We start from the raw sequence: 15,043 nt of genomic DNA, 5'->3' as shown, positions 1-15,043 counted from the left end.
TCTCTGGCCTACTGCTGGGGCGGCGGGGGCGGGGTCTGCCCCGGCTGAGGCTGCGGCGGGTAGGGCTGCTGGGCCTGCGGGTACGGCTGTCCGGGCTGCTGCGGGACGCCGTACAGGTCGGGCTGCGGGTAGGGCGGGGGGTACGCCTGTCCGGGCTGCGGCGGCTGCGGGGCGGGCTGGCCGATCTGCTGGCCGGGGATCTGGCCGGGCATGGGCTGGGCCGAGGCCTGGCCGGGGATCTGCTGGCCCGGGGCCTGGCCGGGCACGGGCTGGCCCGGGGCCTGACCGGGGATCTGGCCCGGAACCTGGCCGGGTACCGGCTGACCCGGCATCGGTGGGGCGGCGACCGGGGGCGGGTTGCCGTCCGAGGTCCACAGGCCGTGCGACTGCTGATGACGCGCGATGTCCTCGGCGACCATCGCGGCCAGCGTGAAGTACGCCTCCCGCACCTTCGGCCGCATCATGTCGAGGTCGACCTCCGCACCGGCCGACAGATGCTCGTCGAACGGTACGACCACGACACCGCGGCAGCGGGTCTCGAAGTGGGAGACGATGTCCTCCACCTTGATCATCTTCCCGGTCTCACGGACCCCGGAGATGACGGTGAGGGACCGCGAGACGAGGTCCGCGTACCCGTGCGCCGACAGCCAGTCCAGCGTCGTACTGGCACTGCTCGCACCGTCGACCGAGGGCGTCGAGATGATGATGAGCTGGTCGGCGAGGTCGAGCACCCCGCGCATCGCGCTGTACAGCAGGCCCGTGCCGGAGTCGGTCAGGATGATCGGGTACTGCTTGCCGAGCACGTCGATCGCGCGCCGGTAGTCCTCGTCGTTGAACGTCGTGGAGACGGCCGGGTCGACGTCGTTGGCGATGATCTCCAGACCGGACGGCGCCTGCGAGGTGAACCGCCGGATGTCCATGTAGGAGTTGAGGTACGGGATCGCCTGGACGAGGTCACGGATGGTGGCCCCGGTCTCGCGGCGCACGCGGCGGCCGAGCGTACCGGCGTCGGGGTTGGCGTCGATCGCGAGGATCTTGTCCTGCCGCTCGGTGGCGAGCGTGGCGCCCAGCGCTGTGGTGGTCGTGGTCTTGCCGACGCCGCCCTTGAGGCTGATGACGGCGATCCGGTAGCAGGTGAGCACCGGCGTGCGGATCAGCTCCAACTTCCGCTGCCGCTCGGCCTCTTCCTTCTTGCCGCCGAACTTGAACCGGCCACCGCCGACCGGACGGCTGCTCTTGGCCTTCTGCTTCTTGTTGTTGAGCAGCCGGTCCGCGGACAGCTCCACGGCGGCGGTGTAACCGAGCGGCGCGGCATGGGGGTTGATCGGCTGCCGCTGATCATGCTGCATGGGCTGCGGCCACGCGGCCCCTGCCCGCGGATCGACCGGAGGCTGGGGCTGGGCAGCCGACTGCGGGAACCCGTAACCGCCTTGTTGAGCAGGGGAGTTGGGCGCGCTCTGCTGCGGGAAGCCGTATCCGGCCTGCGGGGTCGGAGGCTGGGGCTGAGTGGGCTGGGGTGTGGGTACGGGGGCAGGAGCGGGGGGAGTGGGCTGCGGCTGGGTGGGCTGCGGTGCGGGCGCGGGCTCCTGGGAGGCCTGCGGCGCCGGGGTCGGTGCGGGCGGCTGCGGGAAGCCGTATCCGGCCTGGGGAGCCGGGGGTTGGGGCTGGGCGGGCTGAGGTACGGGAGCGGGCGCGGGGGGAGTGGGCTGTGGTGCGGGCGCGGGCTGCTGCGAGGCCTGCGGCTCCGGGGTGGGAGCGGGCTGAGCGGGAGCCGGGGCTTGCGGCGCCGGGGCGGGCGGTTGCGGGAAGCCGTAACCGGCCTGCGGGGCAGGGGCGTCGGGCGCCGGGGGAGTGGTGGCCGGGGGTTGCGGGAAGCCGTATCCGGCTTGCGGCTGGAACGGCTGCTGCGGCGGCACGGGCGGCTGAGGAGCGGCCTCGTCGTGCACAGGCGCCGCGGGGGCGGCATCGGCCGGCTGCGGCGAGGTCGGCCACTGCGGTGCCGGACCGGGAACGGCGGGCTGGAAGGCGGGCGGCAACGGCGGAACCCCGCCCTGCGGCACCGGCGGCGGAGTCCACGGCGGTACGTGCCCGGAGGAGTCCGGGGTCTCCGGCGTTGCGGGCGCCGCGTCGGCAGGCTCGACGTCGGCCGGTACGGCATCGGAGGGCTCGGCGTCGGCGGGCTTCGTGTCCTCGGGCGCCGTGCTCTTCTCGGCCGCTTCCTCGGCAGCCGAGGCGGGCGTGTCTTCTGTAGCCGAAGGGCCTTCCGGCGCCTCGGAGTTCGGCTCCTCCTTGGTCGTGTCCTCGGGCTCCGTAGCCTCGCCGGACGCGAACTCACCTGCAGAGTCGGGGGGTTCGGAGCCGTCAGGCTCCGCCGCACCCTCGCCCGAGGGCGCGCTCAACTCGAAGTCGCCGTCATCCGTGGAGTCTTCCGTCTCCTTGGAGGTTTCGGCCTCCTTGTCCGCGGCGGCCAGCTTCTCGAACTCCCGCTTGAGCGCGCTCCGCGAGAACCGCATCGTGGCGCCGCTCTCCAGGTCCCCGGTGGCGTCGCCGTCCCCGGTCTCCCCGTTCGTCGAAGGATCGGCCGGAGTCTCGGCCTCCGCGCTCGGCTCCTCCGTAGCCGTGGCCGGTTCCTCCGTACCCGGCTTCGCCGTACCCGCCTCCTCCGTACCCGGCGACGACGGCTTCGCCGCCGCGCCGGACGTGCCAGAGGTGCCGGACGCGTTCTGCGTGTACCAGGCGGGCGGCGCGTAGTCGATGGTGAACTCGCCCGACACGTCGATGGAGGACGCGGCGCCGGACTGGTCATCGTCGGGTGAAGCCCAGCCCCCGCTGATCCCGTTCCGATCGCTGTTCACAGTTCCTCCTGGTGTGGTCGAGCACCCTCTTGCTGTGCCGGGGCGACCGCTCTCGATGTTCCGGAGCCGTCCGAAGCCGTCCGATTCCGCCCGGCAATCCCCCGCGGGGCGCCGATGGCCCGTAACAGATCCTGACAGGCGCCCGGTCCCAGCCTAATCACCAAGTACGTGCCTACGGCTAGCCCGTCGGCCGCACCGTGCGCGGGGAGCGTGTCACACGACGTCCGTACGGGGCGATGTACGAACGCGGGCCGCTCACAAGGGAGATGGCGACGAGGGGCGATCCAGGCGAACACGAGCCGACCGCCCGGCCTCCTTCCGTGGCGTACTCGACATCCTCACGAAAGAACGCCGCTGCGGTGGCAACGACGTGACGTGGCATCAGCTCGATCCAGCCGCGAGGGGCGGCACAGACGTATGACGCCGCCCCTGTCGCTTCACTTCACTCCGCCGCGAGACCGCCGTTGTGCGGCGCAGGCTCCAGGTCGAACTCCCCGTCCCGTGCACCGAGTACGAAGGCACGCCACTCCGCCTCCGTGTACCGCAGCACGGTGTCCGGGTCGAGCGAGGACCTCATGGCGACGGCGCCGCCCGGCAGATAGGCGATCTCGACCCGCTCCTCGTGCTCCTCGGTGCCCGGAGCGCAGTGCCACTCGACCCCCGAGATATCGAGGGCGTAGAGCTCGTTCTTCTCGCGCTCCTTGCGTTCCCTGACTTCCTTGTCCAGCGCATCGGCCATGGTGGACGGGTCCTTTCACGATGTACAACGAGCAACCCGGTCACAGTACTTGGACGAACCGCTCACCGTGGGGGAGTGGCACCCGGATCCGGACTCCCCTGTCCCGCCCCGCGAGGGGGCGCATCCGGCCCCTGGCCACAGCGCCGTCGGGTCCGAGTCGTACCGCCCGACCGAAAGGCGCTCCGCCGCGAGCTTCGGTCCACCTCGCGAACCTGCTCCGGGACCCGCGCACGGCAAGGAGACGCCCTTCTTCCCCTTCAGCCTTCCGGATGACAGCGGGTACACGCTGAGTGACCTGGACGAGTCGGACATCCTCGTCGAGGGGGGCGCGTCGAGCAGCACACTCGAATAGCTCCGGGGACCGGCGGCGACCGGCCCGGACAGGCCCCGCCACCCGGGCTGGTACCCTGTGTGACGGCCGTTCGTGTACGCACCCCCGGACCCCACCGAAGCCCCACCGGGCTCACCGGGAATCTGGAGGTCGCGCTCAGCGGATCCCCGCCTTCCGAGTCATGGAAGCTCCCCTGCGATGCAGACCAGGGGCACTCGGTGGCCTCCACAGAATCACAAGGAGTACGCGTGTCGCTCGACGCCGCCACGAAGAAGCAGATCATCGCCGAGTTCGGTGCCAAGGAGGGTGACACCGGCTCCCCCGAGGTCCAGGTCGCGCTGCTGTCCCGCCGCATCTCTGACCTGACCGAGCACCTCAAGACGCACAAGCACGACCACCACTCCCGCCGTGGTCTGCTGATCCTGGTCGGTCAGCGTCGCCGCCTGCTGCAGTACCTGGCCAAGAAGGACATCCAGCGCTTCCGCGCGCTGGTCGACCGCCTCGGCATCCGCCGCGGTGCGGCCGGCGGCGCCAAGTAAGACGCCGTGAAGGGGAGCGGTTCCCACGCGAGGGGGCCGCTCCCCTTTTGCTGTACGTGCGGACTGTCACCCCACCTTTGTAGTGTGGTAGCACAACGCCATACGTACGACGCAGTGTGACAACGCCTGGGACACGCCAGGCTGCCGTCGCACACCGAACGAGGAGGAGCGCGCCGCGCCGCCGCCGGTCCTCGGTAGTGGCCCCCGGGGGAAGATCCCCGGGTGCTTCGATCGAAGACCGGCCCGCACCAGACGGAGCGCTTCTCCGCCACCGTCCCGCCGCCACACGGGCTGCCGGGACGAAGACGAGGAGAAAAAGCTAGTGGAGAACGAGACCCACTACGCCGAGGCCGTTATCGACAACGGCTCCTTCGGCACCCGTACGATCCGCTTCGAGACGGGCCGCCTGGCCAAGCAGGCCGCCGGTTCCGCCGTCGCGTACCTGGACGACGACACGATGGTCCTGTCGGCCACCACCGCGTCCAAGAACCCCAAGGACCAGCTCGACTTCTTCCCGCTGACGGTCGACGTCGAGGAGCGGATGTACGCGGCCGGGAAGATCCCCGGTTCCTTCTTCCGCCGTGAGGGCCGTCCCTCCGAGGACGCCATCCTGACCTGCCGGCTCATCGACCGCCCGCTGCGCCCGTCCTTCAAGAAGGGCCTGCGCAACGAGATCCAGGTCGTCGCCACGGTCATGGCGCTCAACCCCGACCACCTGTACGACGTCGTGGCGATCAACGCCGCCTCCGCGTCCACGCAGCTCGCGGGCCTGCCCTTCTCCGGCCCGATCGGCGGCGTCCGCGTCGCGCTGATCAACGGCCAGTGGGTCGCCTTCCCGACGCACACCGAGCTGGAGGCCGCGGTCTTCGACATGGTGGTCGCCGGTCGCGTCCTGGAGGACGGCGACGTCGCGATCATGATGGTCGAGGCCGAGGCCACCGAGCACACCATCAAGCTCGTCGAGGGTGGCGTCGAGGCGCCGACCGAGGAGGTCGTGGCCTCCGGTCTCGACGCCGCGAAGCCCTTCATCAAGGTCCTGTGCAAGGCGCAGGCGGACCTCGCCGCGAAGGCCGCCAAGCCGACCGGCGAGTTCCCGATCTTCCTCGACTACCAGGACGACGTCCTGGAGGCGCTGACCGGCGCCGTCCGCCCCGAGCTGGCCCAGGCGCTGACCATCGCCGGCAAGCAGGAGCGCGAGGCCGAGCTGGACCGCGTCAAGCAGCTCGCCGCCGAGAAGCTCCTGCCGGAGTTCGAGGGCCGCGAGAAGGAGATCTCCGCCGCGTACCGCTCGCTGACCAAGACCCTGGTCCGTGAGCGCGTCATCAAGGAGAAGAAGCGCATCGACGGCCGCGGTGTCACCGACATCCGCACGCTGGCCGCCGAGGTCGAGGCCATCCCGCGGGTGCACGGCTCGGCCCTGTTCGAGCGCGGCGAGACCCAGATCCTGGGCGTCACCACGCTGAACATGCTGCGCATGGAGCAGCAGTTGGACACCCTCTCCCCGGTGACCCGCAAGCGCTACATGCACAACTACAACTTCCCGCCGTACTCCACGGGTGAGACGGGCCGCGTCGGTTCCCCCAAGCGCCGCGAGATCGGCCACGGCGCGCTGGCCGAGCGCGCCCTGGTGCCGGTGCTGCCCGCGCGCGAGGAGTTCCCGTACGCGATCCGTCAGGTCTCCGAGGCCCTCGGTTCCAACGGCTCCACGTCGATGGGCTCCGTCTGCGCCTCCACCATGTCGCTGCTGAACGCCGGTGTGCCGCTCAAGGCCCCGGTCGCCGGTATCGCCATGGGCCTGATCTCCCAGGAGATCGAGGGCGAGACGCACTACGTGACGCTGACCGACATCCTCGGTGCCGAGGACGCCTTCGGCGACATGGACTTCAAGGTCGCCGGTACGAAGGACTTCGTCACCGCCCTCCAGCTCGACACCAAGCTGGACGGCATCCCGGCCTCCGTCCTGGCCGCGGCCCTCAAGCAGGCCCGCGACGCCCGTCTGCACATCCTCGATGTGATGACGGAGGCCATCGACCGGCCCGACGCGATGTCCCCGAACGCTCCGCGGATCATCACCGTCAAGATCCCGGTCGACAAGATCGGTGAGGTCATCGGCCCGAAGGGCAAGATGATCAACCAGATCCAGGAGGACACCGGCGCCGAGATCACGATCGAGGACGACGGCACGATCTACATCGGTGCCGCCGACGGCCCCTCCGCCGAGGCCGCCCGCACCACGATCAACAGCATCGCCAACCCGACCATGCCGGAGGTCGGCGAGCGCTACCTGGGCACGGTCGTGAAGACGACCACCTTCGGTGCGTTCGTCTCCCTGCTGCCGGGCAAGGACGGCCTGCTGCACATCTCGCAGATCCGCAAGCTCGCCGGTGGCAAGCGCGTGGAGAACGTCGAGGACGTGGTCGGCGTGGGCCAGAAGGTCCAGGTCGAGATCGCCGAGATCGACTCCCGCGGCAAGCTCTCCCTCATCCCCGTGATCGAGGGCGAGGACGACGAGGCGAAGGACGACACCGACAAGTGACGTCCCGTGGCTTCAAGGCGACGGCCCGCACCTCTTCGGAGGCGCGGGCCGTCGCCCGTACCCAAACCCTCATCAAGGGCGCGAACGGCATCGGCACGGTCCGTAAGACGACCCTTCCGGGTGGTCTGCGCATCGTCACCGAGACCCTGCCGTCCGTACGCTCCGCCACGTTCGGTATCTGGGCGCATGTCGGCTCGCGCGACGAGACGCCCTCGCTGAACGGCGCCACGCACTACCTGGAGCACCTGCTCTTCAAGGGCACGGAACGGCGCAGCGCGCTGGACATCTCCGCCGCGATCGACGCGGTCGGCGGCGAGATGAACGCGTTCACGGCCAAGGAGTACACGTGCTACTACGCGCGCGTGCTCGACACCGATCTGCCGCTGGCCATCGACGTCGTCTGCGACATGCTCACGGGCTCGCTCATCCGCGAAGAGGACGTCGACGTCGAGCGCGGCGCGATCCTCGAAGAGATCGCGATGACTGAGGACGACCCGGGCGACTGCGTGCACGACCTGTTCGCACACACGATGCTCGGCGACACCCCGCTGGGCCGCCCGGTCCTCGGCACGGTCGACACGGTCAACGCGCTGAGCGCCGACCGCATCCGCCGCTTCTACCGCAAGCACTACGACCCCACGCATCTGGTGGTCGCCTGCGCGGGCAACGTCGACCACCACAAGGTCGTACGCCAGGTGCGGGCCGCCTTCGAGCGGGCCGGTGCCTTCAAGCGGCTCGACGCGACGCCGATCGAGCCGCGGGTGGGCCGACGCGCCATCCGCACCGCCGGGCGCGTGGAACTGCTGGGCCGCAAGACCGAGCAGGCGCATGTCGTCCTCGGGATGCCGAGCCTGGCCCGGACCGACGAGCGCCGCTGGGCGCTGGGCGTCCTCAACACCGCCCTCGGCGGCGGCATGTCCTCCCGCCTCTTCCAGGAGGTCCGGGAGAAGCGCGGCCTGGCGTACAGCGTGTACTCGTACACCTCGGGCTTCGCCGACTGCGGCCTCTTCGGTGTGTACGCGGGCTGCCGTCCCAGCCAGGTGCACGACGTCCTCAGGATCTGCCGCGACGAGCTGGACCATGTCGCGGAGCACGGTCTGTCGGACGACGAGATCGCGCGTGCCATCGGCCAGCTCAAGGGCTCGACCGTGCTCGGGCTCGAGGACACGGGTGCGCTGATGAACCGCATCGGCAAGAGTGAGCTGTGCTGGGGCGACCAGATGTCGGTCGATGACATGCTGGCGCGGATAGCCGAGGTCACCCCGGACGACGTCCGGTCCGTGGCCCGCGAGATCCTGGGTCAGCGGCCGTCCCTCTCGGTCATCGGCCCGCTCAAGGACAAGCAGGCCTCCCGGCTGCACGAAGTGGTCGCCTAGCCGTCGACAGTCTGTACGTCTCGACATCCGCACGTCCTCGACAGTCCGTACGTCGATCAAGGAATCAAGGAACATGAGCAAGCTGCGCGTGGCGGTCCTCGGAGCCCGGGGCCGGATCGGTTCGGAGGCGGTACGGGCCGTCGAGGCCGCCGAGGACATGGAGCTGGTCGCCGCCCTCGGCCGGGGCGACAAGCTGGAGACGCTGGTCGAGTCCGAGGCCGAGGTGGCGGTCGAGCTGACCACCCCGGCCTCGGTGATGGGCAACCTCGACTTCTGTGTACGGCACGGCATCCACGCCGTGGTCGGCACGACCGGCTGGACCGAGGAGCGCCTGGCGCAGCTTCAGGGCCGGCTCGCGCAGTCCCCGGAGACCGGCGTCCTCATCGCGCCGAACTTCTCCATCGGCGCCGTGCTGACCATGAAGTTCGCCGAGGTGGCGGCCCCGTACTTCGAGTCCGTCGAGGTGATCGAGCTGCATCACCCGAACAAGGTGGACGCCCCCAGCGGTACGGCCACGCGCACGGCCCAGCTCATCGCCGACGCGCGCCGCAGGGCGGGCAGCGCGGCGCAGCCCGACGCCACGGTGACGGCGCTGGACGGCGCCCGCGGGGCGGACGTCGACGGCGTCCCGGTGCACGCGGTCCGGCTGCGCGGGCTGCTCGCCCACCAGGAGGTGTTGCTCGGCGGCGAGGGCGAGACCCTCACCATCCGCCATGACTCCCTGCACCACAGCAGCTTCATGCCGGGCATCCTGCTCGGCGCCCGTCGCGTCGTGTCCACCCCGGGCCTGACCTTCGGTCTCGAACACTTCCTGGACCTGAAGTAGCCACGATGGGCGCGAAGATCACCTATGCCGTCACGGCCGCCGTCCTGGTCGTCTACTTCGTCCTGGTCGGCAGCCGTGGCGTGTTCCTGATCCAGCACGGCACCGTGGTCACGGTCACCTTCGGCGTCGCGGTGCTGATCCTGCCGGTCATCGGCGTGTGGTTCCTGTGGAAGAACACGCAGTTCGTCCGCAGGGCCAACCGGCTGGCCGCCGAGCTGGACGCCGAGGGCGGGCTGCCCGTGGACGAGTTGAGGCGTTCCCCGAGCGGCCGTATCGACCGCGACTCGGCCGACGAGGTCTTCGCCCGGCGCAAGGCGGAGACCGAGGACGCCCCGGACGACTGGCGCAGTTGGTTCCGGCTGGCGGTCGCCTACCACGACGCGCGGGACACACCGCGCGCCCGCAAGGCGATGCAGCGGGCGATCGCCCTGCACGACGCCAGGACGGACGCCCCGACGGCCACGTCCTGACCGCCGCCGAGCCTGTATCGAGCCTGTATGACGAAGGGGCTGTCCCGCACTCGCGAGTGCGGGACAGCCCCTTCGTCATACGGTCGTACGGGCTCAGCCCCGGCTGTACTCCGCGGCCCAGGCCTCGAGTCCGTCGGCCGCCCGGTCGAAGGCCTGCGGACGGGCGAGGAAGTCGGCGTCGTGCGTGGTGAGCAGCGGTCCCGTGGCACCGGGCGTACGGCCCTTGTGGACGAGGACGAGCGCCTGTCCCTGCACCGTGCGCGGCAGCCCGAGCCAGCGCACCGGTTGCTGGACGGTCCGGACCGCGGCGGCCTTCTGCCAGGGCGTGGTCCGCGTGAGGAAGAAGCCCACCCGGCGCAGCCCGTGCGCGCTCACCCAGACGCCCATGCGCAGCATCCGCAGCGCACCGGCGAGGACGACCAGGGCTATGCCGAGCACCGTGAAGGCGCCGGACGGCGTGCCGGTCATCGCGATGACGAGGGCCGCGAAGAGCACGTACGACGAGAGCATGAGCAGGACCGCCGCCGCGCTCACGCGCCAGGGGCCGGGCCGGTAGGGGCGCCGCCAGCGCTCGTGGTCGTCGGCGGGCAGCGGCTGATCGTCCGCTCCCTGCTCGAAAGTACGGTCGGCCGTCAGGAAGGGCAGGGGCACGACTGATCCTCACTCGGTCCACGGGGGGTGCCCGGTGAGGCTATCGAGCCATGACCCCGCTCACCACCCTCGGGGGTCCCCGGCGGGCTCAGCGCCCGTCGGAGGCCTCGGAATGCTGGATCTCGGCGGGCGAATGCTGCGACATGGCGGGCATGCCGATGATCACGGCGCCCACGAGCCCCCCGACGACGGTCAGCCCGAGCAGCCAGCGCGCAACCCGCTGACCTGCGGACACACGCTCGCGAGGCGGCGGAGTGACATTGCTGCGGAAAGAGTCGGCCTCGGCGAGGAAGGCGAACGGTACGGGCTCGCGCCGACGGGACATGGGAAGCGCTTCTCCTTTGGACTCGGAGGGACGATGGACTCGGAGGGACGATGGACTCGGAACGCACATGGACGAACGGACTCGGAACAGACGTGGACGACGGGCGGCGACGGGCGGACCCGGAGGGACCGGGCAGGCCGGTGACAACCGGGTGACACGAACAATCCGCCGTCACCGGGACAGACGAACGATCGGGGCGGAAGGTGCCCTGTTTCGCCGAATTCGCTGAACTTCGGGGACGAATGTAGCGGCCCGGTACCGAACGCCCCGTTGTCGGTGCCGGGCCGTAGAGTGGGCGCCGCCCGAGCATGTGATGGGAAGGACCCCCTACGCCGTGACCGACACCCCCGCCGACGACCTGAAACCCAGCTTCCGCAGCGATGTCACCGTCGAACTGGTCAAGCACAGCGCGGCCGACTCCGACGTGCTGTGGGCCGCCCGCGTCTCCACGGCCGGCGAGCAGTCCCTGGACGAGCTGAAGAAGGACCCGGAGCGCTCCAAGGGCCTGATCAACTACCTGATGCGCGACCGGCACGGCAGCCCCTTCGAGCACAACTCGATGACCTTCTTCATCAGCGCCCCGATCTTCGTCTTCCGCGAGTTCATGCGGCACCGCGTGGGCTGGTCGTACAACGAGGAGTCGGGCCGGTACCGCGAGCTTGAGCCGGTCTTCTACGTCCCCGACGCGTCCCGCAAGCTCGTCCAGGAGGGGCGCCCCGGCAAGTACCGCTTCGTCGAGGGCAGCCAGGCGCAGCAGGAGCTGACGGGCCGCGTCATGGAGGACGCGTACGTCCACGCCTACGAGGCGTACCAGGAGATGCTCGCCGCCGGTGTCGCCCGCGAGGTCGCCCGTTCGGTCCTGCCGGTCGGTCTGTTCTCGTCGATGTACGCGACCTGCAACGCCCGCTCGCTGATGCACTTCCTCGGCCTGCGCACCCAGCACGAGCTGGCGAAGGTCCCGTCCTTCCCACAGCGGGAGATCGAGATGGTCGGCGAGAAGATGGAGGCGGAGTGGGCCCAGCTCATGCCGCTCACGTACGCCGCCTTCAACGCCAACGGCCGAGTGGCGCCGTAGCGCTCACCCGCACCCCGCCGGTGCGCATGCGCGATGAGCCGAGCGAAGTGTCCGTATTGCGGCATTTCCCGAAGTTCATCTAGCCTGATCGAACGGACCCGGCACTGCTTGAACCCCCGAGCAGGCAGTGCCGGGCTCCACCTTTGTCAGGACTTATCCCGCCCCCCGAGGGAAGACCGCACCCCGGGCAACGAGTAGCGTGTTACCCATGGCTCCGACCTCCACTCCGCAGATCCCCTTCGGGCGGATCCTCACCGCCATGGTCACGCCCTTCACGGCGGACGGCGCACTCGACCTCGACGGCGCCCAGCGGCTCGCCACCCACCTGGTGGACGCAGGCAATGACGGCCTGATCCTCAACGGCACCACCGGTGAGTCCCCGACCACCAGCGACACGGAGAAATCGGATCTCGTACGAGCCGTACTGGAAGCGGTCGGCGACCGCGCCCACATCGTGGCCGGGGTCGGCACGAACGACACCCGCCACAGCGTCGAACTGGCGCGCGCGGCCGAGCAGGCCGGAGCCCATGGCCTGCTGACCGTCACGCCGTACTACAACAAGCCCTCCCAGGAGGGCCTCCACCGGCACTTCACGGCCATCGCCGACGCCACCGACCTGCCGGTCATGCTCTACGACATCCCGGGCCGCAGCGGTGTCCCGATCAACACCGAGACCATCGTCCGCCTCGCGGAGCACCCGCGGATCGTGGCCAACAAGGACGCCAAGGGCGACCTCGGCCGCGCGAGCTGGGCCATCGCCCAGTCCGGCCTCGCCTGGTACTCCGGCGACGACATGCTCAACCTGCCGCTGCTCTCCGTGGGCGCGGTCGGCTTCGTCTCGGTCGTCGGCCATGTCGTCACGCCCGAGCTGCGCGCCATGGCCGAGGCCTACACGGGCGGCGACGTCCACAAGGCGCTGGAGATCCACCAGCGGCTGCTCCCGGTGTTCACCGGCATGTTCCGCACCCAGGGCGTCATGACCACCAAGGCCGCCCTCGCCCTCCAGGGCCTGCCGGCCGGTCCGCTGCGCTCACCCATGGTCGAGCTCTCCCCTGAGGAGACCGCCCAGCTCAAGATCGATCTTGCGGCCGGCGGGGTACAGCTCTGACACAGACTTCACAACTGAATAGGCAGGACAACAGGTGCCTGCACGCCACACGACAACTGCATTTGCACGAACGTCATGCGCGCCGCGTGCCCTACAGGTACGTGGCGCGCATCGTGAGGAGAGTCTTTTGAGTCATCCGCATCCTGAACTCGGCCCGCCGCCGAAGCTCCCCGAAGGCGGCCTGAGGGTCACCCCGCTCGGCGGCCTGGGGGAGATCGGCCGGAACATGACGGTCTTCGAGTACGGCGGCCGTCTGCTGATCGTTGACTGCGGAGTGCTCTTCCCCGAGGAGGAGCAGCCCGGAGTCGACCTGATCCTGCCGGACTTCTCGTCCATCCGTGACCGTCTCGACGACATCGAGGGCATCGTCCTCACGCACGGGCACGAGGACCACATCGGCGCCGTTCCGTTCCTGCTGCGGGAGAAGCCCGACATCCCGCTGATCGGTTCCAAGCTGACCCTCGCGCTGATCGAGGCGAAGCTCCAGGAGCACCGCATCCGTCCGTACACCCTGGAGGTGGCCGAGGGGCGGCGCGAGCGCGTCGGGCCCTTCGACTGCGAGTTCATCGCGGTCAACCACTCCATCCCGGACGCCCTCGCGGTCGCCATCCGCACCCCCGCGGGCATGGTGGTCCACACCGGCGACTTCAAGATGGACCAGTTGCCGCTGGACAACCGCCTGACGGACCTGCACGCGTTCGCCCGGCTGAGCGAGGAGGGCATCGACCTCCTCCTCACCGACTCGACCAACGCCGAGGTCCCCGGGTTCACCCCGCACGAGCGCGACATCTCCAACGTCCTGCGCCAGGTGTTCGCGGGTGCCCGCAAGCGGATCATCGTGGCGAGCTTCGCCAGCCATGTCCACCGGATCCAGCAGATCCTGGACGCGGCGCACGAGTACGGCCGCCGGGTGGCCTTCGTCGGCCGCTCGATGGTCCGCAACATGGGCATCGCGCGGGACCTGGGCTATCTGAAGGTCCCGCCGGGCCTGGTCGTGGACGTACGGACGCTGGACGACCTGCCGGACCACGAGGTGGTCCTGGTCTGTACGGGCTCCCAAGGCGAGCCGATGGCCGCCCTGTCGCGCATGGCCAACAGGGACCACCAGATCCGCATCGTCGAGGGCGACACGGTGATCCTGGCGTCCTCGCTGATCCCGGGCAACGAGAACGCGGTGTACCGCGTGATCAACGGCCTGACGCGGTGGGGCGCGAACGTCGTGCACAAGGGCAACGCCAAGGTGCACGTCTCGGGCCACGCGTCCGCGGGCGAGCTGCTGTACTTCTACAACATCTGCCGGCCCAGGAACCTGATGCCGGTCCACGGCGAGTGGCGCCATCTGCGGGCGAACGCGGAGCTGGGCGCGCTGACCGGGGTGCCGCACGACCGGATCGTCATCGCCGAGGACGGCATCGCTGTCGACCTCGTCGAGGGCAAGGCGAGGATCTCCGGCAAGGTCCAGGCGGGGTACGTGTACGTCGACGGCCTCTCGGTCGGTGACGTCGGCGAGCCCGCGCTCAAGGACCGCAAGATCCTCGGTGACGAGGGCATCATCTCGGTCTTCGTCGTGGTCGACTCGTCCACGGGCAAGATCACCGGTGGTCCCCATGTCCAGGCCCGTGGCTCGGGTATCGACGACTCGGCCTTCGCCGCCGTGCTCCCCAAGGTCACGGAAGTGCTGGAGAGGTCGGCGCAGGACGGGGTCGTCGAGCCTCACCAGTTGCAGCAGCTCATGCGCCGGACCCTGGGCAAGTGGGTCTCGGACACGTACCGGCGCAGGCCGATGATCCTGCCTGTGGTCGTCGAGGTCTGACGTTCCGTCAACGACCGAGCACGGGCACAGCCGGAGCGGGGCGCCTCGATTTGCATCGGGGCGCCCCGTTCCAGTACGTTTACGGCTCCGCCAGCAGGGAAGCCCCCGGCGCCGACGTGTGCCAGGGACCGACCGCAGCGGGTGGAAATTCCGACTCAGAATCTCTGATAAAGTCGGATCCGCCGGAAAGGGAAACGCGAGAGCGGGAACCTTGAAAGCACCGAGGAAATCGGATCGGAAAGATCTGATAGAGTCGGAAACACCGAAGGGAAAGCGCCCGGAGGAAAGCCTGAGAGAGTCTCTCGGGTGAGTACGAAGGAAGCGTCCGTTCCTTGAGAACTCAACAGTGTGCCAAAAGTCAACGCCAGATATGTTGATACCCCGTCTCCGGCCGGTTTC

12 protein-coding genes are annotated in these 15,043 nt (G+C 69.7%); 8 read left to right on the top strand and 4 right to left on the bottom strand.

What is annotated here, in order from left to right; all coding sequences use genetic code 11:
• Positions 1 to 8: 8 nt before the first annotated feature.
• Together NGF19_RS18290 and NGF19_RS18285 are read right to left on the bottom strand one after the other, a co-directional pair.
• Positions 9 to 2,855, bottom strand: coding sequence for an SCO5717 family growth-regulating ATPase (locus NGF19_RS18290; protein ID WP_252426035.1), 2,847 nt, complete (start codon positions 2,853 to 2,855; stop codon positions 9 to 11).
• 442 nt (positions 2,856 to 3,297) lie between these two features.
• Complete coding sequence (locus NGF19_RS18285) at positions 3,298 to 3,594, bottom strand: DUF397 domain-containing protein (RefSeq protein ID WP_252426034.1); 297 nt, start codon at positions 3,592 to 3,594, stop codon at positions 3,298 to 3,300.
• A gap of 579 nt (positions 3,595 to 4,173) precedes the next feature.
• Here NGF19_RS18285 and rpsO point away from each other — a divergent pair.
• From rpsO to NGF19_RS18260, 5 genes are all read left to right on the top strand, one after another.
• A complete protein-coding gene (rpsO, locus tag NGF19_RS18280; RefSeq protein WP_252426033.1) occupies positions 4,174 to 4,464 on the top strand; it encodes a 30S ribosomal protein S15 in 291 nt (96 codons plus the stop codon).
• A gap of 322 nt (positions 4,465 to 4,786) precedes the next feature.
• On the top strand, positions 4,787 to 7,000 hold the full coding sequence (locus NGF19_RS18275) for a polyribonucleotide nucleotidyltransferase (protein WP_252426032.1): 2,214 nt from the start codon (positions 4,787 to 4,789) through the stop codon (positions 6,998 to 7,000).
• Positions 6,997 to 8,376: a M16 family metallopeptidase gene (locus NGF19_RS18270; RefSeq protein WP_252426031.1), complete on the top strand. Its 1,380-nt coding sequence runs from the start codon at positions 6,997 to 6,999 to the stop codon at positions 8,374 to 8,376. The genes NGF19_RS18275 and NGF19_RS18270 overlap by 4 nt, the downstream gene beginning before the upstream one ends.
• Before the next feature lie 73 nt (positions 8,377 to 8,449).
• The gene (gene dapB, locus NGF19_RS18265) at positions 8,450 to 9,202 is read left to right on the top strand and encodes a 4-hydroxy-tetrahydrodipicolinate reductase (protein ID WP_252426030.1); all 753 of its coding nucleotides are present in this window, start codon (positions 8,450 to 8,452) and stop codon (positions 9,200 to 9,202) included.
• Positions 9,203 to 9,207: 5 nt separating this feature from the next.
• Positions 9,208 to 9,672, top strand: a complete 465-nt coding sequence (locus tag NGF19_RS18260; protein WP_252426029.1) for a tetratricopeptide repeat protein — start codon at positions 9,208 to 9,210, stop codon at positions 9,670 to 9,672.
• Between the two features lie 93 nt (positions 9,673 to 9,765).
• Here NGF19_RS18260 and NGF19_RS18255 read toward each other — a convergent pair whose 3' ends face one another.
• Together NGF19_RS18255 and NGF19_RS18250 are read right to left on the bottom strand one after the other, a co-directional pair.
• The gene (locus tag NGF19_RS18255) at positions 9,766 to 10,323 is read right to left on the bottom strand and encodes an SCO5741 family PH domain-containing membrane protein (RefSeq protein WP_252426028.1); all 558 of its coding nucleotides are present in this window, start codon (positions 10,321 to 10,323) and stop codon (positions 9,766 to 9,768) included.
• Positions 10,324 to 10,411: 88 nt separating this feature from the next.
• Positions 10,412 to 10,648 carry a hypothetical protein gene (locus tag NGF19_RS18250; RefSeq protein WP_252426027.1) on the bottom strand — a complete coding sequence of 79 codons (237 nt, stop codon included), beginning with the start codon at positions 10,646 to 10,648 and terminating at the stop codon, positions 10,412 to 10,414.
• 334 nt (positions 10,649 to 10,982) lie between these two features.
• Between NGF19_RS18250 and thyX the strand changes: the two genes are divergently transcribed.
• The 3 genes from thyX to NGF19_RS18235 all read left to right on the top strand — a co-directional run bounded on the left by thyX (position 10,983) and on the right by NGF19_RS18235 (position 14,644).
• Positions 10,983 to 11,723 (top strand): FAD-dependent thymidylate synthase, encoded by a 741-nt coding sequence (gene thyX / locus NGF19_RS18245; RefSeq protein WP_252426026.1) that lies wholly within the window; start codon positions 10,983 to 10,985, stop codon positions 11,721 to 11,723.
• Between the two features lie 208 nt (positions 11,724 to 11,931).
• Positions 11,932 to 12,831, top strand: coding sequence for a 4-hydroxy-tetrahydrodipicolinate synthase (gene dapA / locus NGF19_RS18240; RefSeq protein ID WP_252426025.1), 900 nt, complete (start codon positions 11,932 to 11,934; stop codon positions 12,829 to 12,831).
• Positions 12,832 to 12,958: 127 nt separating this feature from the next.
• Positions 12,959 to 14,644 (top strand): ribonuclease J, encoded by a 1,686-nt coding sequence (locus NGF19_RS18235; RefSeq protein WP_252426024.1) that lies wholly within the window; start codon positions 12,959 to 12,961, stop codon positions 14,642 to 14,644.
• Positions 14,645 to 15,043 lie beyond the last annotated feature (399 nt).

It is taken from the genome of Streptomyces macrolidinus, assembly GCF_023887685.1.
GTDB classification, from domain to species: Bacteria; Actinomycetota; Actinomycetes; order Streptomycetales; family Streptomycetaceae; genus Streptomyces; species Streptomyces macrolidinus.
The sequence above is the reverse complement of the archived record's forward strand: the minus strand, read 5'-3'. Positions and strand labels throughout refer to the sequence as shown.